The sequence below is a fragment of the Pseudoalteromonas luteoviolacea genome, assembly GCF_021654285.1.
Taxonomy (GTDB): domain Bacteria; phylum Pseudomonadota; class Gammaproteobacteria; order Enterobacterales; family Alteromonadaceae; genus Pseudoalteromonas; species Pseudoalteromonas luteoviolacea_J.
The window spans coordinates 85,761-110,578 of record NZ_JAKFZS010000002.1; the positions used below are offsets into that span (position 1 = coordinate 85,761).

The window sequence follows — 24,818 nt, forward strand, 5'->3', positions numbered from 1 at the left end:
GGGGTATGATAGACGATAAAACCCTTTCTTATGCATTACCTCTCCCACACCCAGACAATTTATTACAGCAAGATGTAGAGCGAATTCGACAAGCGATTATCGACATTGACCAGTTGCTCTATATGCAAACCAATCTTGACCAGCAGCAAGATACGCTGCTGAACGAGAAACTTAGACGAGTCAAGCTTAACCAGTTACTTGGCGAACCACTATTAACTTTATAAGAGGATATTATGGCGAGTATTCAAAATGCCGTGCAAGTCATGGTAGATAAGCTAGTTGCCGATATGGAAGGCAGCCAGCCGCTTACAGCCGAAGAACAAGCATTAGTAAGTAATGCTATTACCAAACTGACCGATAATGCAAAGCTTGAGCAAGCAGTTGTCGCAGTTGCAGAGTCACATATTAATGATGCCACATCGACACTACAGCAAGTTTCGCAATCTACTGGTGCAGCATTACAGACGGCAACGAACTCTCTGACGCAAACCAGTACAACACTCGATACAAAGTCTAGTAAATTAGATTTGTTAGATTCGATGGCGCCAAACTTAAACCGCGTAGAATCTTTACAGGCTACTAATAATGCATTACAAGTTCGACCTATATTTCCAATGACACCGATTGATACGCCAAGCTCTAACGCAACGCACAGAAGGGCGACTGGCGTATTCGCCGTGTATGATAATAGTGGCGAGACTTATTTAGTTAGAACAGGTTTTACTCATAATGCAGATACTGAGCAGTGTCGACTAGAGTATTTAAAACTCAATGCCAATGGTGCTGAAAAAACGACGACGCATACGAGCTTTATTTACTCTAATGCTTTTGAGCAAAACCCCGCCAGTAAGATTTATTACTATGGTACAAGTGCTTATTTGCCGCTTGCGAGTAAAAATAACGCAGCTGATATTCAATATGAAATTGTTTATAGCACGCAAGACTCTCAAACGACGGCAGTGGCAAACTATGGTGGCGTGTTCTGTAAATCATCAGGTTTTACCTCTATTACTAAGCCGAAGCAAAATTTAGATGCAACGGATCAATATGGCATAAGCACATCTACATCTCATAACTATAATGAGGTCGGTGTTTTATACGATAATAATAAGCATTGCTTGGTGATGGTGGATGAGGGAACTTCAGTATTAGTAGAGAAGTATCGTGATGGTAATATCGTCACGAATACCGCTATTGCAAATGCAGAAGAGTTACAAGCCTATGTAGATGCAGGCGACTTTACAGTTGTTAAGTTTATTTATCACAATATTCAGCATACCCATGGTTACCATAATTATAACCAATCAGAGTCAATAATGAATGGTCATGGAGTTAGCTACTATGGCTTTTTCGGTCGTTACAATGGTGTGACAAAAATGGGTGAGCACAAATATAGTGCGCATTATCGTTTTACCCATGAACGTCGATTGGAGCCGGTAAATTTCTTCTTCAATTGTAGTACTGGTCATTATAGAACTCCTAGTTCTGCCGGTGCATATTCTTCTGGCGCGGAAGTGAAAGTTGTATTGGAAAGTATGTCTGGTGAAATATTAGGTATGTATTCGTACAGAGCTAGGCCTTACCATGCCGGTTATGATAGCGGTATTTTAGGTGGTGCAATTAGCTGTATTAACCCTTACTCAGGTGCTGGAATTCTCAACGAGCACTATACCTATAATCATTATGGCCTTGGCCGTACTTGTCGCGCATTTTAAGGAGAAAACATGAGTTGTGAATATTTTGCCGATAAAGGCATGAAAATTGATGGAAACTATTGGTTGGTTCACCCTCAAACAGGTGTTGCCTGGAATAGCACTTCGATTGAGGATTACAAAAAAGCGTATGAAGCGCAACAAATCTTGCTGGCACAAGAAAGGTTGGAATCTGAAAAGGCTGATCAACTTGCTACGATAAAAGAGGCGGTATTTAATAAGCTTAATGATGAGCAGTGGCGTGTGCAAAAAGCACAAGAGCATCTATTGATGGCTGAGCTTGCGGGCGATCAGGCCGAGATAGGCTTAAGCAAGGCGCATTTGGCAGAATTATTGTCACAGCGTGAGCAGCTACGTTTAGCAAGTGATAAGGCAGAGCAAACTCTTGCGGATATCTCAACATCCGAAGAATTGGAAGAATTTACCTTTGATGTAAATATTTCATTATAAACTTGATGCAATGACCCGTTTTATTCCCAATAAACGGGTTAGTATCATAGTTGCTTGCGAAAGCAACAGACTTGTTATTCCACAACCTAAACCCGCTTAGCCGTGCCGAGCGGGTTTCTTTTATTGAGTTTTAAGTGCGTATTTAATTTATTGCTATTAGGGCAGGAATGACCTGTTTTAATCCCTTAAAATCAGTAAAATACACCTATGCTTGAGAAAAGTTTAAACAGCTTATAATTCACATCTAGTTGAAAAAGAGCCAACAGTTTCAACGCCATGTCGCTTTGTTATTACGACAAATGAGCATCTGGTGTTTTTTGTATGAAGCACAAATTTAGCGGTTTTTAGGCGGTCATAAATGACCTGTTCCAAAGCCTTAAAATCAGTAAAATACACCTAAGCTTGAAAAAAGCTTAAACAGCTTATGATTGCTACTAAGCTGACAAAAGACCCAGCAGTTTCAACGCCGTGTCGCTTTTTTATTACAATAAATGAGCTCGTGGCGTTTTTGCGTTAGGCATAAATTTAGCGGTTTTAAGACGGTCATAAATGACCTGTTCCAAAGCCTTAAAATCAGTAAAATATACCTAAGCTTGAGAAAAGCTTAAACAGCTTATGATTGCGACTAAGCTGACAAAAGACCCAACAGTTTTAACGCCATATCGCTTTTTTATTACGATAAATGAGCACGTGGCGTTTTTGCGTTAGACATAAATTTAGCGGTTTTAAGACGGTCATAAATGACCTGTTTCAAAACCTTAAAATCAGTAAAATATACCTAAGCTTGAGAAAAGCTTAAACGGCTTATGATTGCTACTAAGCTGACAAAAGACCCAACAGTTCCAACGCCATGTCGCTTTTTTATTAAGATAAATGAGCACGTGGCGTTTTTGCGTTAGGCATAAATTTAGCTGTTTTCAGGCGGTCATAAATGACCTGTTTCAATCCCTTAAAATCAGTAAAATACACCTAAGCTTGAGAAAAGCTTAAACGGCTTATGATTGCTACTAAGCTGACAAAAAACCAACATTTTCAACGCCATGTCGCTTTTTTATTTCGATAAATGAGCACGTGGCGTTTTTGCGTTAGGCATAAATTTAGCTGTTTTCAGGCGGTCATAAATGACCTGTTTCAATCCCTTAAAATCAGTAAAATACACCTAAGCTTGAGAAAAGCTTAAACAGCTTATGATTGCTACTAAGCTGACAAAGGCCCAACAGTTTCAACGCCATGTCGCTTTTTTATTAAGATAAATGAGCACTTGGCGTTTTTTGTATAAAGCACAAATTTAGCGGTTTTAAGGCGGTCATAAATGACCTGTTTCAACCCCTTAAAATCAGTAAAATGACCTTAAGCTTGAAAGAGCTTTACACAGTTATCCCATGAATCAAAACCCGTACTTCTATGAGTGCGGGTTTTTTATTTTAGATAGGAAGATTATGAGTGGCTTTACTAAATTAGACTTATCGAAAGTCCCTGTTCCAGACGTTATTGCAACGCTTGATTATGAACAAGAGTATGAGCAACTCAAAGCCCAATTTTTATTGCAAAACCCACAGTATCAAGCGGCTTTATCCTTAGAAAGTGACCCGGTTGCACTTTTGTTGCAAACCTTAGCGTATCAACAAGTATTACAAAAACAAAAGCTCAATGATGCAGTAAAGGGCACTATGTTGGCCTCAGCACAAGGGCATGATTTAGATGCCATTGCAGCAAGGTATAACCTGTCACGCAAAACCTCTCCAGATGAGTCTGATACTGCTTTTAGGCAGCGTATACAATTGGCATTTGATGGCCTTAATACGGCTGGCAGTCGTGAGTCATACATTTATCACTCAATGTCATGCGATCCACAGATAAAAGATGTCGCAGTACTTAGTCCAGCGCCTTGCGATATTGAACTGACTATTTTGAGTCACCTTGATACCGGACAGCCGAAGGACGGGTTAATTGATAAGGTGAAGGATTACTTTTCTGCAAAAGACAATGAGCAAGTTGGTATCGACAAAGTGGCATCGAAAGTGCGCCCATTAGGGGATAGAGTGACGGTGCATAAGGCACAAATAAAACCATTTTCGGTGAAAGCGGAGCTCTCTATTTTGCATGGTCCATCCGGCAGTGCGCTTGTTGCCGCGGCTGAGCAAGCAGTACAAGCGTATTGTGATTCACGACATTATCTTGGTAAAAAAGTTACGCGGGCAGGGATTTATGCTGCCCTGCACCAATCGGGTGTGGAGGACGTGACCTTACTGAGCCCAATTGACGATATTGTGTGTCAGGCGACTGAAGCACCTTATTGCGAGTCTATTTCTGTATTGATGGAAAATGTCTATGGATAAACTGATCCCAACCAATGCCAGTGAGCTGGTAAAGAGACTCAGCCGGCAATTTCCAGACAATCAAGCTGTTCGTAATTTATTGATCTCTTTATTAGCGCTTTCAACTCGAAGTGATGCGCAATTAGTTTGGCTAGCAAAGCTTTGTGGCATGCAACCCAATAAGGTATTAGCAAATCCAGATGTTTTATTGCAATGCAATACACAGCAGTTGTTAGTGCTGGTGGATCTCCCAGAGTTTTGTGATACGCAGCAGCTCAATGATTTTGCAGAGCAGCTTAATATTAAAAACTGGCAGCCAGATGAGGCTGACCCCATAAAGCGTGCCCAAGTTAAATCAGCATGCGTGCTAAACGATAGTCGCTTGTTGCTTGCCAGTGTGTGGGACCCTTTTTTGTGCCCAGCAGAATTGCTACCTTGGTTAGCCTGGTCCGTATCTGTGGATGAGTGGGATGAGGCATGGAGCGAAGCTTTAAAGCGCCAAGTGATTAATGACGCATTCGCCGTACACCAAGTGAAAGGCACGCCTTACGCGCTGCAAAAAGCGCTCGATAGTTTAAATATCAAAACCGAAATTAAAGAGTGGTGGCAAGGAGACAATTTAGAAGCGTTGCCCCGAGGCACTGTGCAAGTGTGGGCACTTATCAATAGTAATTTGGATGAGCAGCAGCAAGGAATGCTGACCCCCCAAATGTTAAAGCGAGTGCGCCGGATTATTGAAGCGGTTAAACGGGGTTCTATTCATGTGGATGTGCAGCTGGGGCTTTCTTACAACGAACGCCTAGGCGCAATTTGCGCCATGCCGTCAACTATTTTACAGCGTATGGATGCACCCATTGGCTGTGGTGTGAAGCCCAATGAAGCAATGCAAAAAAACGCGGCATTTGGAGCCGCTCAAAGCAGAGGCGTCAAACATTTAGCTATTGCCGGTCAGGGAGTTGTCCCTCCAAGAAATACAGGTGGTGCAGCTTTTTTTGCTGTGAATGCAAGTTGTTCTGCTAGGCATTTAGCAATAGCAGGCCAGAGCGTCAAGCCGCCAAAACCTAGTGGGACATATCATTCATTTGGTGCAACTAATTCTCATACATTATGTAGTTGGCAAGTTGCGGGGAGCGGTATAAAACCCAGCAATATTAAAGGCCTTTATGGTGTATTTGGTCTGTCTAAAATGAATCAATCGCGCCACTTTAATTCGAAAAACCACATTGTTCTACCTCCAAATAGCACTGGGAATGAGGGGATATTCAGTGTTATGAGGCAAATTATTTATCAACATTTTAACTTACAAGGAGCTGCTTAATGTCTGCATTAACGCTGCAGTTTACCCAAGTTGGCTTAGATGCTTTGTTAGCAGCGAAAGCCAATGGTAAAAAAGCACAGATCAGCCATATGGCATTTGGTGACGCAAGTTATACGCCGTCGCAAACTCAAACGAGTCTGCGCAATCTTAAAGAGCTTCAGCCAATTCGGGATGACAACTACGAGACAGATGAAAACCACCAAGTGACAGTAGTCGCACTGTTTGATAAAGCCATGTCTGCACCTGAATATGCTATTCGTGAAGTGGGTGTGTTTATCCAAATTGATGAACCGGTTGGCAGTGACGAAAATTTAGTGCTACTGGGCGTATATTCAGAGTCAAACCGCACGCTGGGCTATCGCACGCCAGATGTGAAAATTCTGCAAAGCGTGACCTTGAGCCTTGCTCAGCTGCCATCAGATAGTGTAGAGGTCAAACCCGGTATCGATAATTTTAATGTATTGCTTGATAACGAACTTGCAGATTTAACCTTGGTGCAGCTAGATACAATGCACCGACAATTAAAACAAGAACTACGATTACTCGCTTTAGAAAACGGGCAATAGGAATTAAGGAAGACTGATGTCAAACGAACATACAACCATCACAGAGAGCTTGGCAAAAGTAGCCACGCGGGCTAACGAGCTGTGCAATACCGTAGATGCGCAGATCAATAACATAAAAAATACATTAAAAGCAGAGCAGGATGCATTACAAGCTAAAAAGGCGCAGTTTGACGCACAAGCTGCAAGCTCGATTAGCCAGTATCAAGGAAAAATGGACGACTTTATTGAGTCGGGTGATAACCGTTACCAAAAAACATTGTCTAAAAGCGATTTCATTGTTCCTGTAGACCTAAAGCATTTAGACGACACAAAGTTTTACCCTGTGGCACTTCATCATTGCAAGATGTTGGATTTACGTATCGAACGATACGTGCATGACGATATTACTAGTGGCGGCATATTGGATTATTTTGTGCAGTTGCAAAACTGGTCCAATGGTGGCGACTTTACCTTTGCTAAGCAATTTCACCACTTTTACTCTCACCGAGCATTCGTTGGCAAAATAGCGGCTGCGTCAACACCGTATACATCTTCTGTTTGGCTACGCGGCGGCTGGTCTTATAAGTTTTACTTAAATGGTCAATACAGCAAAGGACCAGTAATTATTGAGTCAGAAACACAAGTGGTAGAACGTATTGCGAGCACGGATTACTTCTTGGCACCAATCACTGAAGTTCAGCCACATGTTGCAGCGAATAATTTTATTTTAGGAGTATAAAAGATGACGGAACATGAACTGTTTACAGCAAAGCAATGGTTAGAAATTAAAAATATTCGTAACTCCTTATTAAGAGAAACGGATTGGACACAGGTTAATGATCACCCATTTTCTGATCAGGAATCGCTGCTAATTAAGGACTATCGTGCAGCGTTAAGAAATATTCCACAAGAGTTCAATAGCCCTGAAAGTGTAGTTTGGCCACAAAAACCAGACGTACTTAAAGCATCTTAGATTTGAATAAGAGATCATTATGTCGAGTAACAACTTAACTATCACAGAACGTCTCACTAACGTCTCTGAGCGTGCGAACGCACTGTGCGATACCGTTCAAAATCAAATGGGCCAAATTAATCATGCATTGGCATCAAAATCGGCTGAACTTGATACACAGTATGAAAACTTTAAAGCTGGCATGGTTGAGAGCATAAATGGACTGAATGTCTACAAAGAAGGCTTGACTAAGCGTTTTTCATTCAAGCAGCATTTGTCAGCTGGAGGTTACACATCTGCCGCTGATGGCCCAGATGATGTTTATAAGTACTGCGCAGCGCCAAAAGACCCGTATTACGTTAATTTGATTGAGTTTGATGCGCAGCACATTGGAAATTCATTTGGTTCAAATGGCGATTCATTTAAATGTGACTTTTTAATGTCTCACAGAGGCATGGCAACTTATTATGATCACCTAGTGATACATGGGGCGTCTTCTCATGATTGCGTCTCTGCGCGTATCGAAGTGAAGCACATTATGCATGATGTTGCATTGAAGTTATTTATTTCTGAACCTGGTGAAGCGCCTAGGTTTATTGATATTACTAAAGCTGATGTGGGCAAAACACTCACGGTATTTTTCCGGCAAATAGGCAAAGGATATGGTAATGGTATTGCGCGTGTCTCTTTGTTTGTTGATACTCGTCCGCATTGTGGTTCTGAGCGAGCATTCACCGCAACGTGTGAATATACCTCAGTGAATGGCCGCCCATGTGCTGAACGGGTTTCTCATAATCAGCCTTCTTGGGAGCAATAAGCATGGACTATGAAAACATAGTAACAGAGCCGCACGGTGAAGATGTTACCTGGGTTACGGTGAGATCTAAGCGTGATAATTTGTTAGTAGAGTCAGATTTATTGGTATTACGCGCACTGGAAAATACGCAATCGGTGCCCACTGAGCTCAGTGATTATCGCCAAGCACTGCGTGATTTACCGACTCATTATCCAACGCCTTCAGAAGTCGTTTGGCCTACTTTAGGCTAATTGTCTTAAATTTGGGCATTTCGTCCATCTCGACTCGCCTTTTCCTTCGAGTCATAACCATCATAAGTCTTAACTTCAAAGAGTAAATAACCTCATGCAAAGATGTACCTTAATTAATAAGGTGCTTGAATGCTTATCATCTGGACTTCAAGGGGTGGCACATGTGGGGCTCTTAAAAGCCGCACAACCTTACCCAGATCTGACGCAGCAAGCCCAACTGACAGTCAAGCTGCTCGGCGAACGTCAAGCCAGTGAACTGCAGGCGAAAGGCGCCGACAAAGGTGTCACATATGGACCGTCGTATAACAAAAACCTCAGTCCAAACTCACTCGATAGACGAGTGTTGCAGTTGCAGCTAGACATTGAGTTGGAAGATGCCGACAACGCACAGTTGCTGCAACGACTTGATCAGTTGATAACCCAGTGTGAGGCGCTTGTGATGGTGGACGAAATGCCCATCCATTGGCAGCACTTTATCGCCCAAAAAAGTGATATATCGTTTAGTCATCAAGTCAGCTCAACACTGGCAAAAGCGCAGCTTTACTGGGATTTTTACTATCAAGTGGAATACCCAGACGACCCTCCTGGACCTGCCATTACCGAAGTGTATTTGGGGCCCAAAGGGGGAGAATACAAGCTGATCAATAAAGCACCTACCACAACTTAGGAGCGACTATGTTAGCAAATCAACAGCAGTCCGAATTGGCTGCCTCTGACATGCAGCATCGCTTTGCCAAATTGATTTCAATCGGCACGGTTGAAGAAGTTGACTATGATTTGGCGAGGGTCAAAGTACGTATCGGTGAGTGGTTGACCGCAAAATTACCTTGGCTGGCCAATCAAGCTGCCCAAGACATGACATGGCAAGCCCCAGAAGTGGGTGAGCAAGTGTTAGTGCTTGCGCCCAGCGGAGATATGGCACAAGGCATTGTATTGGGTAGTTTGTATGCCAATGGTCATGAGCAACCGCACTTTAAAATGAACCATGTGGTGGATGCGACCAGCGCAGGTGGTTCGCTTGTGCAGGCATTACCTGCCATTGCGTCTGAATCTAGGGAACATGTGCAGCGCACACATTATCAAGATGGCGCTATTGTACAGTACGACCGCGAAAATCATGCCTATGATATTTTTGTGCCGCAAACAGACCCTCAGGCGAAGATTAACATCTATTCTGGCGGTGATATTAATGTTGAGTGTCATAACGATACCAATATTACGATTGGAAATGATGCAAATGTATCAATAGGTAACAATGCCACCGTCGCGATAGGTGGGGCCGCTCAAGTTGATGTGACAGGCACTGCGGATGTCACGGTTGGTGATAACGTGTCTGTGAATGGCGGTGCAAATATCGATATCGTTGCTTCAGGCGCGTTAAACCTGACTGGAGAATCGGTTGCCGTGACGTCAACGGGCAGCAATGTTGAAGTGCTTGCTTCAGCAACGCTAAAACTCAATGGTACAAATATCAGTGCGCAGGAGTAAATGATGCCCGCGATTTCAGTTGATGGTGCTATCACAGATATTCACGGTGGGTATGCCCCAGGTGTTATTTCTGCTTCAGGTCCCAAATTTACAGTGGGTGGTATTGATGTACTTCGTGAAGGAGACAGTATCAGTGTACACGTTTATATGCCAGACCCAAAAGTTAACCATTCAGGAAAGGTTGTGCAAGCGGGCGCCCCCAATTTTACCATAGGTGGCAAAGCGGTTGCGCGACTGGGAGACCCCACAGATTGTGGCGGTAAAATTGCGATTGGTGTGGGCAGTTTTACGGTAGGAGATAAATGATGATTGGAATGAACGCGCAAACGGGTAAGCCGTTAGGTGGCGTTGAGCATTTAAAGCAAAGTATTCGCGACATTGTGACAACGCCGCTGGGTAGTCGAGTTATGCGTCGTGATTATGGCTGTGGGCTATTTGAACTCGTCGATAGACCGTTTTCTCACAACCTAGTTGGTGATATCACCATGTCGATTGCCAATGCGCTAGATAGATGGGAGCCGCGCTTTCGTCTAGAAGGTGTGTCAGTGCATCCAGCAGGTCAAGGCAAAGTCGATATTACCATTGAAGGTCTTTACCTTATTAACAATGAGCCGGTGACGATAGAAGGGATCTTGCTCTAATTTATATTGGTTGGCATATCAGTCAACTATTCACACTTAACGTCACTCTGTACTGACTGGTACAGATAAAAAATTAATCAACTTAAGCCATGCGACTGACTTGAACTTTCAAGCTCGGTTACATGGCTTTTTTATTAGCTAATTGACATACCTTTAAAGGAGATATCTATGTCGCAATTTCTACACGGTGTAGAAGTCATCGAGGCGCAGTCTGGTACGCGCCCAATTAAAACAGTAAAAAGCTCAGTAATCGGTCTGATTGGTACTGCTCCACAAGCAGATGCTGAAAAGTTCCCTCTTAACACACCGGTTTTAATTGCTGGTAAACGTGCGGAAGCTGCGTTGTTAGGTGAGCAAGGCACACTGCCTGCTGCGATTGATGGTGTATTTGATCAAGCCGGTGCGGTTGTGGTTGTTGTACGTGTCGACGGCGATGATGACAATGCAGTGATGACTAACATTCAAGGCGGTGTTGCTGCTGATGGCAGTTATGAAGGTGCATACGCTTTCTTAGGCGCTGAGTCTGTATTAGGTGTTACACCTCGTATTCTAGTTGCTCCAGGTTTTACTCATCAGCGTCCATCTGGCGCAGCTAACCCTGTTGTTGCAGAGCTAGTTGGTATTGCAGAGCGTCTTCGCGCTGTGATCATTGCAGATGGTCCAAATACAAATGATGCAGATGCGATTGCATATCGTGGTGATTGCTCATCGCGTCGTGTGTTTGTGGTTGACCCTCAGGTGAAAGTATTCAAAGAAGGCGCAGTTGTAAATGAGCCTGCAAGTGCTCGTGTTGCTGGTATGATTGCTAAATCTGACAATGACCGTGGATTCTGGTGGAGTCCAAGTAACACGGCTATGAACGGTATTGTAGGTACTGCACGTCCAGTAGACTTCCAGCTTGGTGATAAGAATGCGCGTGCAAACTTATTAAATGAAAAAGAAGTATCTACAATCATTCGCCAAAACGGTTTCAAACTATGGGGTAACCGTACTTGTGCGACAGACCCTAAATGGGCTTTCCTATCAGTTGTTCGTACAGCGGATATGATTAACGACTCGCTACTTCGTGCACATATGTGGGCTGTTGACCGCAACATCACGTCAACTTACATCAAAGATGTGACAGAAAGCGTTCAAGCTTACCTTGATAGCTTAAAAGCGCAAGGCGCTATCTTAGGTGGCCAAATCTGGGCTGATGAAGACCTTAACACGCCTGAAAATATTCAAGCGGGTAAAGTGTACTTCAGCTTTGATTTCACTCCGCCAACACCAGCTGAGCACATCACGTTCAAGAGCATCTTAACTAACAACTACCTAGAGGAAATCGTATAATGGCAATGTCTCCTAAAATCCTAAAGAAATCAAAGCTGTTTGTAGATGGTAAGGGTTACCTTGGCATTGCAGACGAAATCTCGCTTCCTAAAGTCACAGTTAAAACACGTGAAGTGACTTCAGGTTTCCAAGCGCCAATCGAGCTAGATGTAGGTCAACTTGAAAAGCTTGAAGGTTCAATCACGTTACTAGAGTACAACGCAGATGTACTTAAGCTACTTGGTGATTGGGGCGGTACTGGTAGAACAATTAATCTGACTGCACGTGGCGCGATCCAAAAGCAAGGTGCTGCACCTGAGCCTGTCGTTGTCACATTACATGGCTTCTTCAAAGAAGTAGACATGGGTAGCTGGAAAGACGGCGAAGAAGCGAAAATGACGCTGCAATACGCTGTTCAAAAGTACAAGTTAGAAGTGAACAACGAAGTTATCTACAACATTGACCTGTACAACGATATCCGCGAAATCGCGGGTGTTGATCACATGGCTAACCTACGCAAGACTATCGGAGCTTAATCTATGACTGAAATCATTAAACTGACTTTCCCTGTTACGGTCGATGGGCATGAGTATGCAGAACTAAAAATGAGACGACCTAAAGTGCGCGATCGGTTAATGGTTGATAAAGCGGATATTAGCGAATCTGAAAGTGAAATCCGTTACTTCTCGCATTTGTGTGAAGTGTCTCCAGATATCATCGAAGAGCTAGATTGGAGCGACTTTGTTAAGTTACGCGAGGCGCTCCAGGCTTTTCTCGTATCCCGCCCAAGCGTCTAAAAGCAATGGTGATTGCCCTGGCTAAGTACACAGGGTGGGGCTTGCAAGAACTCAACGGGCTGACTGAGGACGAACTCATCGAGTGGTTTGAAGCAGCGGTTGATTATAAAGAAGCAACAGAGGCGGGGTAACCCGCCTTTTTTTCACCAGCGCAAGTTTGATAGCTCAAGGACTTAAGCGCAGTTTTAGGGTCTTGAGCTATCAACCTTGGCACAGTGCCGTTCGTTGCGCTGTGCAATCCACACATTCCCGCTTATTTCTCTTCCTAGGTATGATTATGAAACATCAAGGATTGTCTGCAAAAGACCGTTCAAAGAACAAAGTAAAGTACCGCCTACCTAAGCAGGATCAGGTTGATCCAAATGTTCAATTAGGCAGTTTGCTTGCTAATTTGGTTAAAGCTAAAAAGCCATTAGATACCAGCGCATTAGAGGCTGTGATAGGGCAATTAGCTAATGTTAATGTCAATGAATTACTGGGCAATACCAGTCAGGTAATCTCAACCCATTTGACGCAATTTTCCAGTGCACAAGCAAAGTCAAATAATGCGGTTACGCACAGTGCACAGTTGCTGCAAGGGGCTCAAGATGAGCAACAAGCGGACACGCTGAAAGCGCAAGTGGATGCCAAAATTGGTGATGGCACAGGTTTAAGTGGTGCCATTAAATCACTGGCAGAGCAGGTATCGGCGTTAGATTTTCAGCAATTACAAACAGCAGCAAGCAATGAGCTTGCACAGCTGCAGGCTGCACTGCCACAGCTTTATGATGGCTTACCTATTAACGCATTGAGTGAGTCTTTAGCCACGGCAACCGCGCAAGTACAAAATGCGGATGCGCAAAATACCTTAGATTTGCAACTTGATGCATTGCGCCAAGCTGCACCCGTTATGGTTGATGCACTGGGTATTGCGCAAATGAGCGGCGATATCATCAGTGCCACCCAGGGCATTGCACAAGGCACCAGCAGTGCGACGTTCAATGAAGATTTAAATACGCTGATCCAAAGCGCCCCGCAGGTACTTGAAACGTTTGGTTTTGATAAAGCCAGAGATGTGGTTAAGCAAACGTTACCTGCCATCTCTTCGGTTAATTTCAAAGAGGTTTTTGAGGGCGATATAACCAGCTTAGCAAGTGCAGCGCCAGAGCTGTTGAATGCGTTTGACTTATCAGAAGCAGCTAAAACACTCGAAGGCGCATTGCCTGTTGTTGAAGCGCTTAATGTTAAAGAGCTACTCAATGGTGACTTATCTAGCTTAGTTGATGCGGCACCTGAAGTGCTCAATGCATTGGATATGTCCAGTGCCGCGCAAACTTTAGAGCAGGCATTGCCAGCGCTTGAGCAAGTCGATATCGCGGCGGTGATGCAAGGTGATTTAAGCACGTTGCAAAGTGCGGCGCCTGAATTACTCAAAGCGGTTGATTTATCAGCGGCTACGCAATCTTTGGCACAGCATATTCCAGCCTTGTCTCAGTTGGACTTGGCGAGTGTTATCGACGGCGACTTAAGTCAAGTAGTGAGCATTGCGCCTGAGTTATTAAAGTCAGCAGGCTTTGAGCAGGTTTCAAACACGCTCAGTGCAGCCATGCCTGCATTGCAGCAGCTTGATTTAAAAGGCATTGCCAGTGGTGATGTTTCAAGTTTGATGAATGCTGCGCCAGATTTGCTAGCCTCGGTTGGTTTGAATGAAGCATCCGAGACTTTAGGTGCAGCGCTGCCTGCGCTACAGCAGCTTGATTTAAAAGGCATTGCCAGTGGTGATATTTCAAGCTTGATGTCAGCGGCGCCAGATTTGCTAGCCTCGGTTGGTTTGAATGAAGCATCCGAAACACTCGGAGCGGCTTTACCTGCGTTACAGCAGCTTGATTTAAAAGGCATTGCCAGTGGTGATATTTCAAGTTTGATGTCAGCAGCGCCCGATTTGCTGGCCTCGGTTGGTTTGAATGAGGCATCCGAAACACTCGGAGCGGCTCTACCTGCCCTACAGCAACTTGACTTAAAAGGCATTGCCAGCGGGGATGTGTCAAGCTTGATGTCAGCGGCACCAGGCTTGTTAAAAGCAGCAGGGCTAGATGAAGCGTCCGAAACGTTAGGCGCGGCACTGCCTGCGCTACAGCAGCTTGATTTGAAGGGCATTGCCGATGGTGATGTTTCAAGTTTGATGTCAGCAGCGCCTGGTTTATTAAAGGCGGCAGGTTTAGATGAGATCGGTGCAACGTTAGATGCGGCGCTACCAGCTTTACAAAAGCTAGACACCAAGGCGATTTTGGAGGGTGACTTAAGCTCATTGATGCAGCAAGCACCGCAACTGCTTAATGCATTTGGGCTGCAAGATGCAGCAAGTTTATTCACAAAGCACTCTGCGCTGATTGAGAAGCTCGATTTCAAAGGTATTTTAAATGGCGACCTATCGTCATTGACTGGCGCTGTTCCCGATTTATTAGCTGAGTTTGGTCTCGGCGAGCTAGGTCTTGAGTCACTCTTTGAAGGTGATGGAGAGGAAGAGGAGCAGTCTAAAAAGTCGAAGAAGAAATCGAAGAAAAACACCAAAAAACAGCGTAAAAAGAAATCTAAGCGAGATAAAAAGAGTAAGCAAAGTAAGACTCCGGACGTTGATAACGATGCTGCTGATAACCGCAAAGAAACGAAGCTAAATCAGACGCCTGAGAAAAAGCAGGATAAGCGTAAAAAGCGCTCTAAACCTGTATTGAAAATCTTGGACGGTGGCAAAGCAAAACCGGCAGATCAGCAACTCCAAGACAGTAAAACAGAGCCCGCTAAGCAGCAAGGTAAAGATAAGCAATCTAAACAGCAGTCAAAACCTGGAAAGTCATCTAAAGCGCCTAAGGCTGCTAATGATGCAGTCTTCTCGAAGTTGGGTAAGTTTTTCAGTCAAAAAGGCGGTGGCATAGCGAACTTTGCGAAAAATAACTTCAAAAGTGTTGGTCGGTTAAATGCAGCTGCAACAATTGCAATGAGTGGCTTTGATGCTTACTCCGCTTTGACCGATGACTCTTTAAGTAAGCGTGAAAAAACCAGTGCTGTAGGTGGCGCTATTGGTTCTGCTGGCGGTGCCTTGGCTGGTGCTGCTGCGGGGGCTGCGATTGGATCCGTTGTGCCTGTTGTTGGTACGGCAATCGGTGGTATTATTGGTGGTGCTATCGGTGCATTTGGCGGTGAATCTCTTGGTTCCTCCCTTGGTGATACATTAGGCGGTTGGCTCTTCGAAGATGATCCTAAAGAGGAAGCAGCCAAAGCAGATGAGTCTGTCTCAGTATCAAACACTTTGGCACAAAACCAAGCTGACACTGAGTTTAAAGAGTCAGTAGCAAAAACTTCAGACAATACGTCGCAGCCCGCGAATTCACCTCTGCAATTTGTCAAAGACAATGTCATCAATGAAGCCAACATGTTTACTGGCACTATGGCGGCGGTTGAGCAAGCTTCGGGTAAGCCAAATGGGAAGTGGAACAAGGCTTCTCAGCAAGGGCAAATGTTCGGACATGCATTAAATGGTCACACTATTTATCAGGCTGCGGTCAATGATGACTTATCAACAGAGGAAAAAGCACGCGCTATCGGCGGTACTGCGACCGGCGCGGTGACTTCTGAGGTTGTATCTCACTTTGTTGGCATGGTGCCAAAATATGGCAAATTCCTAGGACCAGTTGCCGGGTATTTAACGAATGCTGTGATGTCTCAAGTCGGAGGAGATTTCTTCGCTAACCTGTTTAGTGATGAAAAACCGCAAAAGACGGACGCGGCTAAGACTAAAACTCCTTTATCAACGCCTACACCTCAGGCCCTTGCAGAGCCGGGTACATCAAACTCGCAAATTAGTAGTGATGTGCAAGCACAACATGTCGCTGGCAACATTACTGTGAATGCAAATATCACGGTGAATGCACAGTCTGAACAGCAAGCACATGAGATAGCACAGCAAGTGAAGCAAGTGCTAGATCAACAGCAGCAACAAGCGATGCGCGATTATCGTGCTCGATATTATAACGAAGTAGCTTAAGGGGGGTGCCCCCTTAAGCTTTCATACGAGGACTTTCGATGGCAAAGATCAATCATGCCAATTACATGATGCAGCTGGGCGAATATAAGTTTTCTGTCAGTACAGCGGCGTTTCAAAAATTACAGTTTAATACCGAATATCGCTGGAAAGACCTTGAGTCACAAACCGATAAAAACAGCCCGGTAAAGCAATTTATTGGGGTCGGTGAGCAAACTTTAGAACTTGATGGAACTATCTTTCCACAACTGGTCGAAAACGGCTTAAAGCAGTTAGACTTTATGCGTGATGAGGCAACCCAAGGTGTGCCGCTAACGCTGACCTATGTAGAAGAAAGCGGTAAGTCTAGCCCGAGTGTGGGGCGTGTGCTTGGTAAGTGGGTAATTAAATCAATCAATGAGACGCGCACGCTCTTTTTGAATGACGGTATTCCGAGAGAGATCCAATTTAGCATGCGCTTGTCACGCTACGATGGTAATGAGGGAAATAAATAATGAGTGCAGTAAGTTACATTACACGAGATGGTGACTGTCTCGATTTGATTTGCTTTCGCCATTATGGTCGCAGCTCAGGAATGGTTGAACGTGTGCTCGAAGCCAATTATGGCCTTGCTGATTTGGGACCGATTTACCCTGAAAATATTAAAATTGTCTTACCGGATGTACCTAAACCAAAAGTGCAACGCGAGATCAATATTTGGGAGTAATTGGCAATGGAATTACAGCCGCAATATTCAGTAAAAGCCAATGGCAATGAAGTTGCAGAAAAGCTACGCGATAGAATCGCAGAAGTCAGTGTGACGCTTCGCACAGGTTTGCTAAGTGACATGTGCGTGGTTAAATTCGACAACCTTGAAAAAGCGCCTATCACCTTACCAGAACCGACCGATAAGCTTGAAATCGCGATGGGCTACAAGCAAGGCACCGAAGACGGAAAAGCGCCAAGTGTTGTCCTTGGTGAATTTGAAGTTGGTGAATATCAGATTGTGGGCCCAGTGCGTGCGCTGGAGTTAGTGGGTAACAAAGTGTTTTGGGATCAAAACTTAAAGGCGGCTAAGTTAAAATCTTGGCCCAGCGATCCTGATAACCCATTGACGCTTGGCAGTCTGATCTCTGAGATTGCACAAGAGTATGGGCTCACCCCCCGTATCGCCCCAGCGCTTGATAGCGTCACTTTGCCACATATTGAGCAAAGTGAAAGCGATATGCAGTTGATGAGTAAGCTAGCCGTGCAGCATGATGCGGTGATGAAAATCATCAATGGCAACCTGGTGTTCATGAAAAAAGGCACTGGGCGATCATTGTCGGGACAACCCCTGCCACAAGTAACCCTTGAGCCCAAATGGATTGTTGACTGGAAGTTCAATACATTGCATTACCGCTTAACCAAAGAAGTGGTGGCTAAATATCATGATTTGGATATCGCGCAGTTACAAACGGTTTCAGCAGGCGGCGGCACACCCAGTTTAACTTTACCTTATACCTACGCAGATGAAGCAAGTGCGCAACATGCAGCTGACAGTAAGCTGGCACAGCTTAATCGAGCACATGTGAGTGCGGATATGGTGGTGTATGGCAATCCAGATATTGTGGCTGGCGCTGTGGTTGAAGTACAAGGCACACAAAGCGCGCTTGATAAATCTTGGTTTGTGAAAGAGGTTAGGCATGTCATCAATGGACATGGCTTTTTATCCTATTTGCAATGCGAAACCTTATCTGAATAACCTTTTTTACCTCTTTTATATTAAATATTTCATATCGCACTGCTGATCATGCGGTGCTTTTCCTTCCAAGCCTCCTACCTCCAAGGCCATCTCATCGGTTTGCTCACGTGCATTGCTCTATGCATAAACCGGCTGAGATGGCCTCTTTCCTAATTTTTTATCCCCTCAAAAGTAAAATAATACCGCTCAATGCGGTTATCCCACCAAATATCATCCCACGTGTAATATGCTCCTTTCGAATCAAACTCATGGTCATCACCATTAATGGCGCTGCCGAAAAAATCGTCTGTGCAATTGCCGGATCTGTATTGTTGACCGATATTAATTGCAGCCATAGCCCGATAAATGTGCCAAAAAACACCGCAGCAAATAACCAGGCTTTTCCATCAATACCTCTAAGTGTAATTGAGCGAGTCAGTGACGCTTGTTTGAGTAGGGCTACTATCATAGCGACGACTAAGGTGCCTGAAGCAAGCCGTATCATTGCGGCCCAAAGGCTACTGATATTGTCGTCATTGAGTGCCCCTTTTGAAAGCACTAGGCCGGCGGCTTGGCAAGTGGCAGCAGTAAGTGCAAAAAGCACCCCTTTTCGATAGTTATCTTTATCTAATTTTGGCAATTTTTGGTTTGGTTTTACCGCGATAATAACGCCAATTGTAGAAATAATTATACCCAACCAAGCTGCTGCAGAGAGGTAAACTCCTAACAAAATGATGTTTAGGAGCCCTGCGATGGCTGGTGCGAGTGATTCAAGCACCAGTGTTCGGGCTGGACCAATATTACGCAGTGCTGCAAAATAAGCGCTGTCACCAATGGCAATGCCGACAATGCCACTGGCTATTAGCCACCCCCAGCTCGTGTGGCTAGATGGCAATTGCGTATCCCAAGTTAAAAGGAGTACGGCCACCATTAGTGCAGCCGTGATAACTCCCTTTGCAACGTTCAGTTCTAATGGATTTAGATGATGACTAAATCGTTTATAGAGCAGGGTCGAAAATGCCCATACTGCAGCTGCACAAAATGCAGCGATCTCTCCAATACCCACAAAGTTACTTAGTTACCTGTTTATTTATGTGGCGGTACTGTAATTATTTTGTATATATATGCAATAAAATTGAGTTTAATCGCCAGTAAGTGCCTTATTCTTTTCTTTACATTTCCCACTTAAAAAATAAAGCTTCAATTTTTATTGAAACTTCAGAACTTAATTTGTTACACTCATTTGCGTTGAAATAGTCGTGTGCTTAAATCGGCCTATGGCCTTGTGCTGGAGAGTGAAATGATCCTAGATGCAATTCAAATTAATTTAATTATTTTGGGCTTTTGTATGTTTATCTCATGCATCATTATGGCGATGACGGAGTCAAAGCAATTTGCAGGAGAGCAGCGTTTAAAAGTGGGCATTGAATATGGCATCTTTGCAGCGACAGGGTTGATAGCGAGTGTTGTCTTAGGTTATGGCTATTTCAGTTGATCATCTACTTGCATGACAGGGTGCTTATTGCTTGAGCACCCTATATTCTTTTCTTCTAATTCCCTCCTACCAACTAAGCAAAATGTAGCTTACCCCTTCTTTAAATTGGCTTTTTTTGAACCATGCCTCTCTGTTTCTTTATTACTTTGATTTCGGTCTATTTCTGCCCTCCTGATTTTGCCTTTTAGGAGTGAACTTCATTTGGACGTCTGAACATCTAGAAGTTGATATTTTATGGCGTTCGTTCATAATGTCAGCCACTATAGTAGTGTCAGTTTTATCCAATTAGGGGAGGATCTCATGCCGATCACTGTTAAAGACGAGTTACCCGCGATTGCGAGGCTGCGTCACGAAAATGTTTTTGTGATGCCAAAAAGCCGCGCCATGTCTCAAGAGATCCGTCCGATGCGTTTAGCCATATTGAACCTAATGCCAAATAAGGTAGAAACTGAGGTTCAATTTATTCGCTTGTTGGCCAACTCCCCACTGCAAGTCAATGTTGATTTATTACGTCTCGATACGCATCGCAGTTCGGAAAACTCCGAACAGCACTTAAATATGTTTTATCGTTACTTTTCTGAAGTAAAAGACGAAAACTACGATGCTTTGATTGTGACTGGTGCACCATTGGCACATTTGGAATATACGGATGTAATCTACTGGCAAGAACTACAAGCGTTTTTTGACTGGGCTGAAAACCACGTGACCTCAACTTTATTTTCCTGTTGGGCGGCTCATGCCGGTATGTATCATCATCATGGTTTAAAGCGAGATCTTAAAGAGCAAAAGCTATGTGGTGTATTTAAACATCAAGTGTATTTTGATCACGGTGCTTTGACACGCGGGTTTGATGACGAGTTTTTAGTGCCGCATTCTCGTTACGGCCATATCGACATTGATAAGATTAATAATAATGATGACCTTGTTGTCCTTGCGGGTTCAGATAAAGTGGGGGCATACCTGCTTAAAAATAAAACGGGCAGTCAGGTGTATATTACTGGGCACCCTGAATATGATGCTGATACACTGCAAAAAGAATATTTGCGTGACTTGCAAAATGGTCCGGATGCCCCTATGCCTGAAAATTATTTTCCAAATAATGATGCTGACGCCAAGCCATCGAAAACGTGGCAAAGTCACGCCTTTTTATTATTTTCAAATTGGTTAAACTATTATGTTTACCAAACAACTCCGTACGATATTAATCTCGTTAGCCAAGACGTAAGGACTAACAATTATGCCGAATAACAGTGTGCCATTTGAGCCTATCGATGGCCAAGCCGTATCTGAAGCGCTGAAAAAAACCATGCAAGAGCGTATTGTCATTTTAGATGGCGCCATGGGTACCATGATCCAAAAACACAAGTTTGAAGAAGAAGATTACCGTGGTGAGCGCTTTAAAGATTGGCATGTGTTGATCAAAGGCAACAATGATTTATTGAGCCTCACGCAGCCTGATGTGATTAAGCAAATTCACCGTGAATATTTAGAAGCCGGTGCTGATATTATCGAAACTAATACCTTCAACTCGACCACCATTTCGATGGAAGACTATGACATGGCAAGTTTAAGCCGTGAAATTAATTTCGAGTCAGCAAAGTTAGCCCGCCAAGTCTGTGATGAATTTACCGCCAAAGATCCAAGTAAACCGCGTTATGTAGGCGGGGTACTTGGTCCGACGTCAAAAACATGTTCTATTTCTCCGGATGTAAATGATCCGGGTTATCGTAATGTGACCTTTGATGCGCTGGTGGAAGCATATATTGAATCAACCCTTGCCTTAATTGAAGGCGGCGCGCACCTTATCTTGATTGAAACAATCTTTGATACGCTTAATGCTAAAGCGGCTGCCTATGGCGTAGAAGAGGCATTTGAGCAAGCGGGGATCCGCTTGCCTGTAATGATTTCAGGCACTATTACTGATGCGTCTGGTCGTACTTTGTCAGGTCAAACCACAGAAGCATTTTATAACTCTATTCGCCATATCAAACCGATTTCTATTGGTTTAAATTGCGCGTTGGGGCCCGATCTACTGCGTCCTTATGTTGAAGAGCTATCACGCGTATGTGAAACTTTTACGTCCGTGCATCCTAATGCGGGCTTACCGAATGAATTTGGTGAGTATGATTTAGAAGCCGATGACATGAGTAAAGAGATTGTTGACTGGGGTAAAGAAGGCTTTATCAATATAGTTGGCGGGTGCTGTGGTACGACACCTGAGCATATTAAAGCCTTTGCGGATGGCTTGGCTACTGTGTCACCGCGTAAGCTCCCTGAGCTTGAAGTACGCATGCGTTTATCAGGCCTTGAAGCCTGTAATCTGAATTAGGAAGTATCATTATGACGCAATCTACAGCTGTATTTACTAACGTTGGGGAAAGAACCAATGTCACAGGGTCAGCGCGATTTAAACGCCTCATTTTAGAAGAAGATTACGAAACAGCGCTTGAAGTTGCCAGAGAGCAGGTGGAAGGTGGTGCGCAGGTGATTGATATCAACATGGATGAAGCCATGTTGGACTCAAAAATGGCGATGGTGAAGTTTTTAAACTTGATTGCCTCTGAGCCTGAAATCTCAAAAGTGCCTATTATGGTTGACTCTTCGAAGTGGGATGTCATCGTCGCAGGCCTGAAGTGTATTCAGGGTAAGGCCATTGTAAACTCTATCTCGTTGAAAGAGGGCAGAGAGCCTTTTGTACGACAGGCCAAGGTATTAAAGCGTTTTGGTGCAGCTGTTGTTGTGATGGCGTTTGACGAAGTCGGTCAGGCTGAAACGGCAGATCGTAAGTTTGAAATTTGCCAGCGCTCGTACAAAATTCTTGTGGATGAGCTTGGTTTCCCGCCAGAAGACATTATCTTTGACCCGAATATCTTTGCTGTTGCCACCGGTATTGAAGAACATGATAACTATGCCGTTGAATTTATTGAGGGCACGCGCCGCATAAAGCAAAACCTACCGCACTGTAAGGTATCAGGCGGTGTGTCGAACGTGTCGTTCTCGTTCAGAGGCAACAACCCTGTTCGTGAAGCTATTCACTCAGTTTTTTTATACCATGCCATCAAGGCAGGTATGGATATGGGAATAGTCAACGCCAGTCAATTGGCGGTGTATGACGATATTCCACTTGAATTGAGAAATGCTGTTGAGGATGTGATCCTCAATACTGATCCAGGTGCTGGTGAGCGCTTAGTAGATATTGCCCCTAAATACTCAGGTATGGCACAAGCCGAGAAAAAAGAGGATTTAGAGTGGCGCACATGGCCGGTTGCGAAAAGGCTAGAGCATGCCCTTGTAAAAGGGATCACTGAGTATATCGATGAAGATACAGAAGAGTGTCGTGTAAGCTTTGATAAGCCAATCCAAGTGATCGAAGGACCACTGATGGATGGTATGAATGTGGTCGGTGACTTATTTGGTGCCGGTAAAATGTTCTTGCCTCAGGTAGTAAAATCAGCGCGTGTAATGAAGCGAGCCGTGGCCTATCTTGACCCGTTTATTGAAGCGGAAAAAGAAGAGGGCGCAAGTAACGGTAAAATCGTTATGGCCACCGTAAAAGGCGATGTTCACGATATTGGTAAGAATATTGTGGGGGTTGTACTGCAGTGTAATAACTATGAAGTGGTTGATTTAGGTGTCATGGTCCCTGCTGAAAAGATCTTGCAAACGGCCATTGATGAAAAAGCAGATGCCATTGGCTTATCTGGCCTTATTACTCCATCACTGGATGAAATGGTACATGTGGCGAAAGAAATGACACGTCGCGGCTTTGATATTCCATTATTAATTGGTGGGGCAACCACATCTAAAGCTCATACTGCGGTGAAGATTGAGCCTCAGTATGACAAAGGCGTTATTTATGTGAACAATGCCAGCCGAGCTGTTGGGGTGGTGTCTAGCCTACTAAGTGATACTCAAAAGCCTGTGTTCCTAGAGAAAACAGCCAATGAATATGTCAAAGTACGTGAGCAACAAGCGCGTAAAAAGCCGCGTTCAAAGCCGGTGACGCTTGCTCGGGCGCGTGACAATGCGACAAAATTGGATTGGGATAACTATACCCCACCAAAACCTAAAAAGCTGGGCATTACTGAATTTAAAGATGTCAGCATAGCCACTTTGCGCAAATATATCGATTGGACACCGTATTTCATGACATGGTCTTTAGCGGGTAAATATCCGCGTATTTTAGAAGATGACATTGTCGGTGAAGAGGCTAAAAAGTTATTTGCTGATGCCAATGCCATGCTCGATGACTTGGAGAACACAGGCAAATTACAACCGCTTGGCGTCATTGGTTTATTCCCAGCAAACCGGGTTGAGGATGATATTGAAATTTACACCGATGAGTCTCGCTCAGAAGTCATTCTAAAATCTTGTCAGCTACGTCAACAAACAGAAAAAACGGATTTTCCAAATTACTGTTTAGCTGACTATGTTGCGCCAAAAGGGATTGATGACTATTTTGGCGCATTTGCGGTGACAGGGGGTCTTGAAGAGGATGACTTAGCGGATGCGTTCGATGCGCAGCAAGATGATTATAACAAGATCATGGTCAAAGCGGTTGCAGATAGATTAGCTGAAGCTTTTGCTGAGTATTTGCACGAACAAGTTCGAAAAGAGTACTGGGGGTTTGCAGCGGATGAGTCGCTGACCAACGAAGAGCTTATCCGTGAAAATTACCAAGGTATTCGTCCTGCACCAGGTTACCCAGCTTGTCCTGAGCACACAGAGAAGAAAAAAATCTGGGCGCTATTGGACGTTGAAAACCGTATCAATATGAAATTAACCAGCTCTTATGCCATGTGGCCGGGCGCTGCGGTTTCAGGTTGGTATTTCTCACACCCTGATTCCAAGTACTTTGCCGTTGCCGCAATCCAAAAAGATCAGGTTGAAGACTATGCCCGCAGAAGTGATATGTCTCTAGAAGAAGCCGAGCGATGGTTATCTCCTAATTTAGGTTATGACAATTAATCATTATTCTTTATGTGCGCTTTGTTTTCTTACTTAGCGCACTTCAATGCATTGTT

Annotated in this window: 27 protein-coding genes; 26 read left to right on the forward strand and 1 reads right to left on the reverse strand. The window is 44.1% G+C overall.

The annotated features are described in order from the left end of the window. Positions 1 to 5 precede the first annotated feature (5 nt). The 22 genes from L1077_RS01750 to L1077_RS01850 all read left to right on the forward strand — a co-directional run bounded on the left by L1077_RS01750 (position 6) and on the right by L1077_RS01850 (position 18,320). On the forward strand, positions 6 to 224 hold the full coding sequence (locus tag L1077_RS01750) for a hypothetical protein (RefSeq protein ID WP_237135337.1): 219 nt from the start codon (positions 6 to 8) through the stop codon (positions 222 to 224). Positions 225 to 233: 9 nt separating this feature from the next. Then, positions 234 to 1,715, forward strand: coding sequence for a hypothetical protein (locus tag L1077_RS01755; protein WP_237135338.1), 1,482 nt, complete (start codon positions 234 to 236; stop codon positions 1,713 to 1,715). A gap of 9 nt (positions 1,716 to 1,724) precedes the next feature. Then, positions 1,725 to 2,162, forward strand: coding sequence for a hypothetical protein (locus L1077_RS01760; protein ID WP_237135339.1), 438 nt, complete (start codon positions 1,725 to 1,727; stop codon positions 2,160 to 2,162). 1,439 nt (positions 2,163 to 3,601) lie between these two features. Beyond that, on the forward strand, positions 3,602 to 4,501 hold the full coding sequence (locus L1077_RS01765) for a baseplate assembly protein (protein ID WP_237135340.1): 900 nt from the start codon (positions 3,602 to 3,604) through the stop codon (positions 4,499 to 4,501). Continuing rightward, the gene (locus L1077_RS01770) at positions 4,494 to 5,798 is read left to right on the forward strand and encodes a phage tail protein I (protein WP_237135341.1); all 1,305 of its coding nucleotides are present in this window, start codon (positions 4,494 to 4,496) and stop codon (positions 5,796 to 5,798) included. The genes L1077_RS01765 and L1077_RS01770 overlap by 8 nt, the downstream gene beginning before the upstream one ends. Next, positions 5,798 to 6,364, forward strand: coding sequence for a phage tail-collar fiber domain-containing protein (locus L1077_RS01775; RefSeq protein ID WP_237135342.1), 567 nt, complete (start codon positions 5,798 to 5,800; stop codon positions 6,362 to 6,364). The genes L1077_RS01770 and L1077_RS01775 overlap by 1 nt, the downstream gene beginning before the upstream one ends. A 16-nt stretch (positions 6,365 to 6,380) precedes the next feature. After that, entirely contained in the window at positions 6,381 to 7,082 is a 702-nt protein-coding gene (locus tag L1077_RS01780) for a hypothetical protein (RefSeq protein WP_237135343.1), read from the forward strand. A gap of 3 nt (positions 7,083 to 7,085) precedes the next feature. Continuing rightward, positions 7,086 to 7,316 carry a tail fiber assembly protein gene (locus L1077_RS01785; RefSeq protein WP_237135344.1) on the forward strand — a complete coding sequence of 77 codons (231 nt, stop codon included), beginning with the start codon at positions 7,086 to 7,088 and terminating at the stop codon, positions 7,314 to 7,316. 19 nt (positions 7,317 to 7,335) lie between these two features. Beyond that, positions 7,336 to 8,112: a hypothetical protein gene (locus L1077_RS01790; protein ID WP_237135345.1), complete on the forward strand. Its 777-nt coding sequence runs from the start codon at positions 7,336 to 7,338 to the stop codon at positions 8,110 to 8,112. Between the two features lie 2 nt (positions 8,113 to 8,114). Further along, complete coding sequence (locus L1077_RS01795; RefSeq protein ID WP_237135346.1) at positions 8,115 to 8,342, forward strand: phage tail assembly chaperone; 228 nt, start codon at positions 8,115 to 8,117, stop codon at positions 8,340 to 8,342. A gap of 94 nt (positions 8,343 to 8,436) precedes the next feature. Further along, positions 8,437 to 9,009: a hypothetical protein gene (locus tag L1077_RS01800; protein ID WP_039608574.1), complete on the forward strand. Its 573-nt coding sequence runs from the start codon at positions 8,437 to 8,439 to the stop codon at positions 9,007 to 9,009. Positions 9,010 to 9,017: 8 nt separating this feature from the next. Further along, positions 9,018 to 9,830 carry a phage baseplate assembly protein V gene (locus tag L1077_RS01805; protein WP_237135347.1) on the forward strand — a complete coding sequence of 271 codons (813 nt, stop codon included), beginning with the start codon at positions 9,018 to 9,020 and terminating at the stop codon, positions 9,828 to 9,830. Then, complete coding sequence (locus L1077_RS01810; RefSeq protein WP_237135348.1) at positions 9,831 to 10,136, forward strand: PAAR domain-containing protein; 306 nt, start codon at positions 9,831 to 9,833, stop codon at positions 10,134 to 10,136. It begins immediately after the preceding gene. After that, complete coding sequence (locus tag L1077_RS01815; protein WP_237135349.1) at positions 10,133 to 10,471, forward strand: GPW/gp25 family protein; 339 nt, start codon at positions 10,133 to 10,135, stop codon at positions 10,469 to 10,471. The genes L1077_RS01810 and L1077_RS01815 overlap by 4 nt, the downstream gene beginning before the upstream one ends. Positions 10,472 to 10,639: 168 nt before the next feature. Continuing rightward, positions 10,640 to 11,803, forward strand: a complete 1,164-nt coding sequence (locus tag L1077_RS01820; RefSeq protein WP_237135350.1) for a phage tail sheath subtilisin-like domain-containing protein — start codon at positions 10,640 to 10,642, stop codon at positions 11,801 to 11,803. After that, the gene (locus L1077_RS01825; RefSeq protein WP_023397066.1) at positions 11,803 to 12,318 is read left to right on the forward strand and encodes a phage major tail tube protein; all 516 of its coding nucleotides are present in this window, start codon (positions 11,803 to 11,805) and stop codon (positions 12,316 to 12,318) included. The genes L1077_RS01820 and L1077_RS01825 overlap by 1 nt, the downstream gene beginning before the upstream one ends. A 3-nt stretch (positions 12,319 to 12,321) precedes the next feature. Further along, complete coding sequence (locus tag L1077_RS01830; protein WP_039608579.1) at positions 12,322 to 12,579, forward strand: phage tail assembly protein; 258 nt, start codon at positions 12,322 to 12,324, stop codon at positions 12,577 to 12,579. A gap of 5 nt (positions 12,580 to 12,584) precedes the next feature. Further along, positions 12,585 to 12,710 carry a hypothetical protein gene (locus L1077_RS27395; RefSeq protein WP_256370531.1) on the forward strand — a complete coding sequence of 42 codons (126 nt, stop codon included), beginning with the start codon at positions 12,585 to 12,587 and terminating at the stop codon, positions 12,708 to 12,710. A gap of 146 nt (positions 12,711 to 12,856) precedes the next feature. Continuing rightward, positions 12,857 to 16,600 carry a phage tail protein gene (locus L1077_RS01835; RefSeq protein ID WP_237135351.1) on the forward strand — a complete coding sequence of 1,248 codons (3,744 nt, stop codon included), beginning with the start codon at positions 12,857 to 12,859 and terminating at the stop codon, positions 16,598 to 16,600. Positions 16,601 to 16,638: 38 nt separating this feature from the next. Continuing rightward, a complete protein-coding gene (locus tag L1077_RS01840; protein ID WP_237135352.1) occupies positions 16,639 to 17,091 on the forward strand; it encodes a phage tail protein in 453 nt (150 codons plus the stop codon). Then, positions 17,091 to 17,303, forward strand: coding sequence for a tail protein X (locus tag L1077_RS01845; RefSeq protein ID WP_039608581.1), 213 nt, complete (start codon positions 17,091 to 17,093; stop codon positions 17,301 to 17,303). Before L1077_RS01840 ends, L1077_RS01845 begins: the two co-directional genes overlap by 1 nt. 6 nt (positions 17,304 to 17,309) lie before the next feature. Then, complete coding sequence (locus tag L1077_RS01850) at positions 17,310 to 18,320, forward strand: phage late control D family protein (protein WP_237135353.1); 1,011 nt, start codon at positions 17,310 to 17,312, stop codon at positions 18,318 to 18,320. A 157-nt stretch (positions 18,321 to 18,477) separates the two neighbouring features. Here L1077_RS01850 and L1077_RS27540 read toward each other — a convergent pair whose 3' ends face one another. Then, the gene (locus tag L1077_RS27540) at positions 18,478 to 19,365 is read right to left on the reverse strand and encodes a DMT family transporter (protein ID WP_237135354.1); all 888 of its coding nucleotides are present in this window, start codon (positions 19,363 to 19,365) and stop codon (positions 18,478 to 18,480) included. 234 nt (positions 19,366 to 19,599) lie between these two features. Here L1077_RS27540 and L1077_RS01860 point away from each other — a divergent pair, with 234 nt between their 5' ends. The 4 genes from L1077_RS01860 (at position 19,600) to metH (ending at position 24,762) form a co-directional block, all read left to right on the forward strand. After that, the gene (locus L1077_RS01860) at positions 19,600 to 19,794 is read left to right on the forward strand and encodes a hypothetical protein (protein ID WP_063362053.1); all 195 of its coding nucleotides are present in this window, start codon (positions 19,600 to 19,602) and stop codon (positions 19,792 to 19,794) included. A gap of 300 nt (positions 19,795 to 20,094) precedes the next feature. Continuing rightward, positions 20,095 to 21,042: a homoserine O-succinyltransferase gene (locus tag L1077_RS01865; protein ID WP_237135355.1), complete on the forward strand. Its 948-nt coding sequence runs from the start codon at positions 20,095 to 20,097 to the stop codon at positions 21,040 to 21,042. A gap of 58 nt (positions 21,043 to 21,100) precedes the next feature. After that, positions 21,101 to 22,123 carry a homocysteine S-methyltransferase family protein gene (locus L1077_RS01870; RefSeq protein ID WP_440589530.1) on the forward strand — a complete coding sequence of 341 codons (1,023 nt, stop codon included), beginning with the start codon at positions 21,101 to 21,103 and terminating at the stop codon, positions 22,121 to 22,123. An 11-nt stretch (positions 22,124 to 22,134) separates the two neighbouring features. Continuing rightward, entirely contained in the window at positions 22,135 to 24,762 is a 2,628-nt protein-coding gene (metH, locus tag L1077_RS01875) for a methionine synthase (protein ID WP_237135357.1), read from the forward strand. Positions 24,763 to 24,818 lie beyond the last annotated feature (56 nt).

Bases quoted from the DNA above. Each gene is read 5' to 3' on its own strand.
- L1077_RS01840 (WP_237135352.1), top strand. From the start codon at position 16,639: ATGGCAAAGATCAATCATGCCAATTACATGATGCAGCTGGGCGAATAT.
- L1077_RS01825 (WP_023397066.1), top strand. From the start codon at position 11,803: ATGGCAATGTCTCCTAAAATCCTAAAGAAATCAAAGCTGTTTGTAGAT.
- L1077_RS01815 (WP_237135349.1), top strand. From the start codon at position 10,133: ATGATGATTGGAATGAACGCGCAAACGGGTAAGCCGTTAGGTGGCGTT.
- L1077_RS01830 (WP_039608579.1), top strand. From the start codon at position 12,322: ATGACTGAAATCATTAAACTGACTTTCCCTGTTACGGTCGATGGGCAT.
- L1077_RS01795 (WP_237135346.1), top strand. From the start codon at position 8,115: ATGGACTATGAAAACATAGTAACAGAGCCGCACGGTGAAGATGTTACC.
- L1077_RS01775 (WP_237135342.1), top strand. From the start codon at position 5,798: ATGTCTGCATTAACGCTGCAGTTTACCCAAGTTGGCTTAGATGCTTTG.
- L1077_RS01870 (WP_440589530.1), top strand. From the start codon at position 21,101: ATGCAAGAGCGTATTGTCATTTTAGATGGCGCCATGGGTACCATGATC.
- L1077_RS01785 (WP_237135344.1), top strand. From the start codon at position 7,086: ATGACGGAACATGAACTGTTTACAGCAAAGCAATGGTTAGAAATTAAA.
- L1077_RS01820 (WP_237135350.1), top strand. From the start codon at position 10,640: ATGTCGCAATTTCTACACGGTGTAGAAGTCATCGAGGCGCAGTCTGGT.
- L1077_RS01845 (WP_039608581.1), top strand. From the start codon at position 17,091: ATGAGTGCAGTAAGTTACATTACACGAGATGGTGACTGTCTCGATTTG.
- L1077_RS01765 (WP_237135340.1), top strand. From the start codon at position 3,602: ATGAGTGGCTTTACTAAATTAGACTTATCGAAAGTCCCTGTTCCAGAC.
- L1077_RS27395 (WP_256370531.1), top strand. From the start codon at position 12,585: ATGGTGATTGCCCTGGCTAAGTACACAGGGTGGGGCTTGCAAGAACTC.
- L1077_RS01750 (WP_237135337.1), top strand. From the start codon at position 6: ATGATAGACGATAAAACCCTTTCTTATGCATTACCTCTCCCACACCCA.
- L1077_RS01780 (WP_237135343.1), top strand. From the start codon at position 6,381: ATGTCAAACGAACATACAACCATCACAGAGAGCTTGGCAAAAGTAGCC.
- L1077_RS01800 (WP_039608574.1), top strand. From the start codon at position 8,437: ATGCAAAGATGTACCTTAATTAATAAGGTGCTTGAATGCTTATCATCT.
- L1077_RS01865 (WP_237135355.1), top strand. From the start codon at position 20,095: ATGCCGATCACTGTTAAAGACGAGTTACCCGCGATTGCGAGGCTGCGT.
- L1077_RS01770 (WP_237135341.1), top strand. From the start codon at position 4,494: ATGGATAAACTGATCCCAACCAATGCCAGTGAGCTGGTAAAGAGACTC.
- metH (WP_237135357.1), top strand. From the start codon at position 22,135: ATGACGCAATCTACAGCTGTATTTACTAACGTTGGGGAAAGAACCAAT.
- L1077_RS01760 (WP_237135339.1), top strand. From the start codon at position 1,725: ATGAGTTGTGAATATTTTGCCGATAAAGGCATGAAAATTGATGGAAAC.
- L1077_RS01860 (WP_063362053.1), top strand. From the start codon at position 19,600: ATGATCCTAGATGCAATTCAAATTAATTTAATTATTTTGGGCTTTTGT.
- L1077_RS01755 (WP_237135338.1), top strand. From the start codon at position 234: ATGGCGAGTATTCAAAATGCCGTGCAAGTCATGGTAGATAAGCTAGTT.
- L1077_RS01790 (WP_237135345.1), top strand. From the start codon at position 7,336: ATGTCGAGTAACAACTTAACTATCACAGAACGTCTCACTAACGTCTCT.
- L1077_RS01835 (WP_237135351.1), top strand. From the start codon at position 12,857: ATGAAACATCAAGGATTGTCTGCAAAAGACCGTTCAAAGAACAAAGTA.
- L1077_RS01810 (WP_237135348.1), top strand. From the start codon at position 9,831: ATGATGCCCGCGATTTCAGTTGATGGTGCTATCACAGATATTCACGGT.
- L1077_RS01850 (WP_237135353.1), top strand. From the start codon at position 17,310: ATGGAATTACAGCCGCAATATTCAGTAAAAGCCAATGGCAATGAAGTT.
- L1077_RS01805 (WP_237135347.1), top strand. From the start codon at position 9,018: ATGTTAGCAAATCAACAGCAGTCCGAATTGGCTGCCTCTGACATGCAG.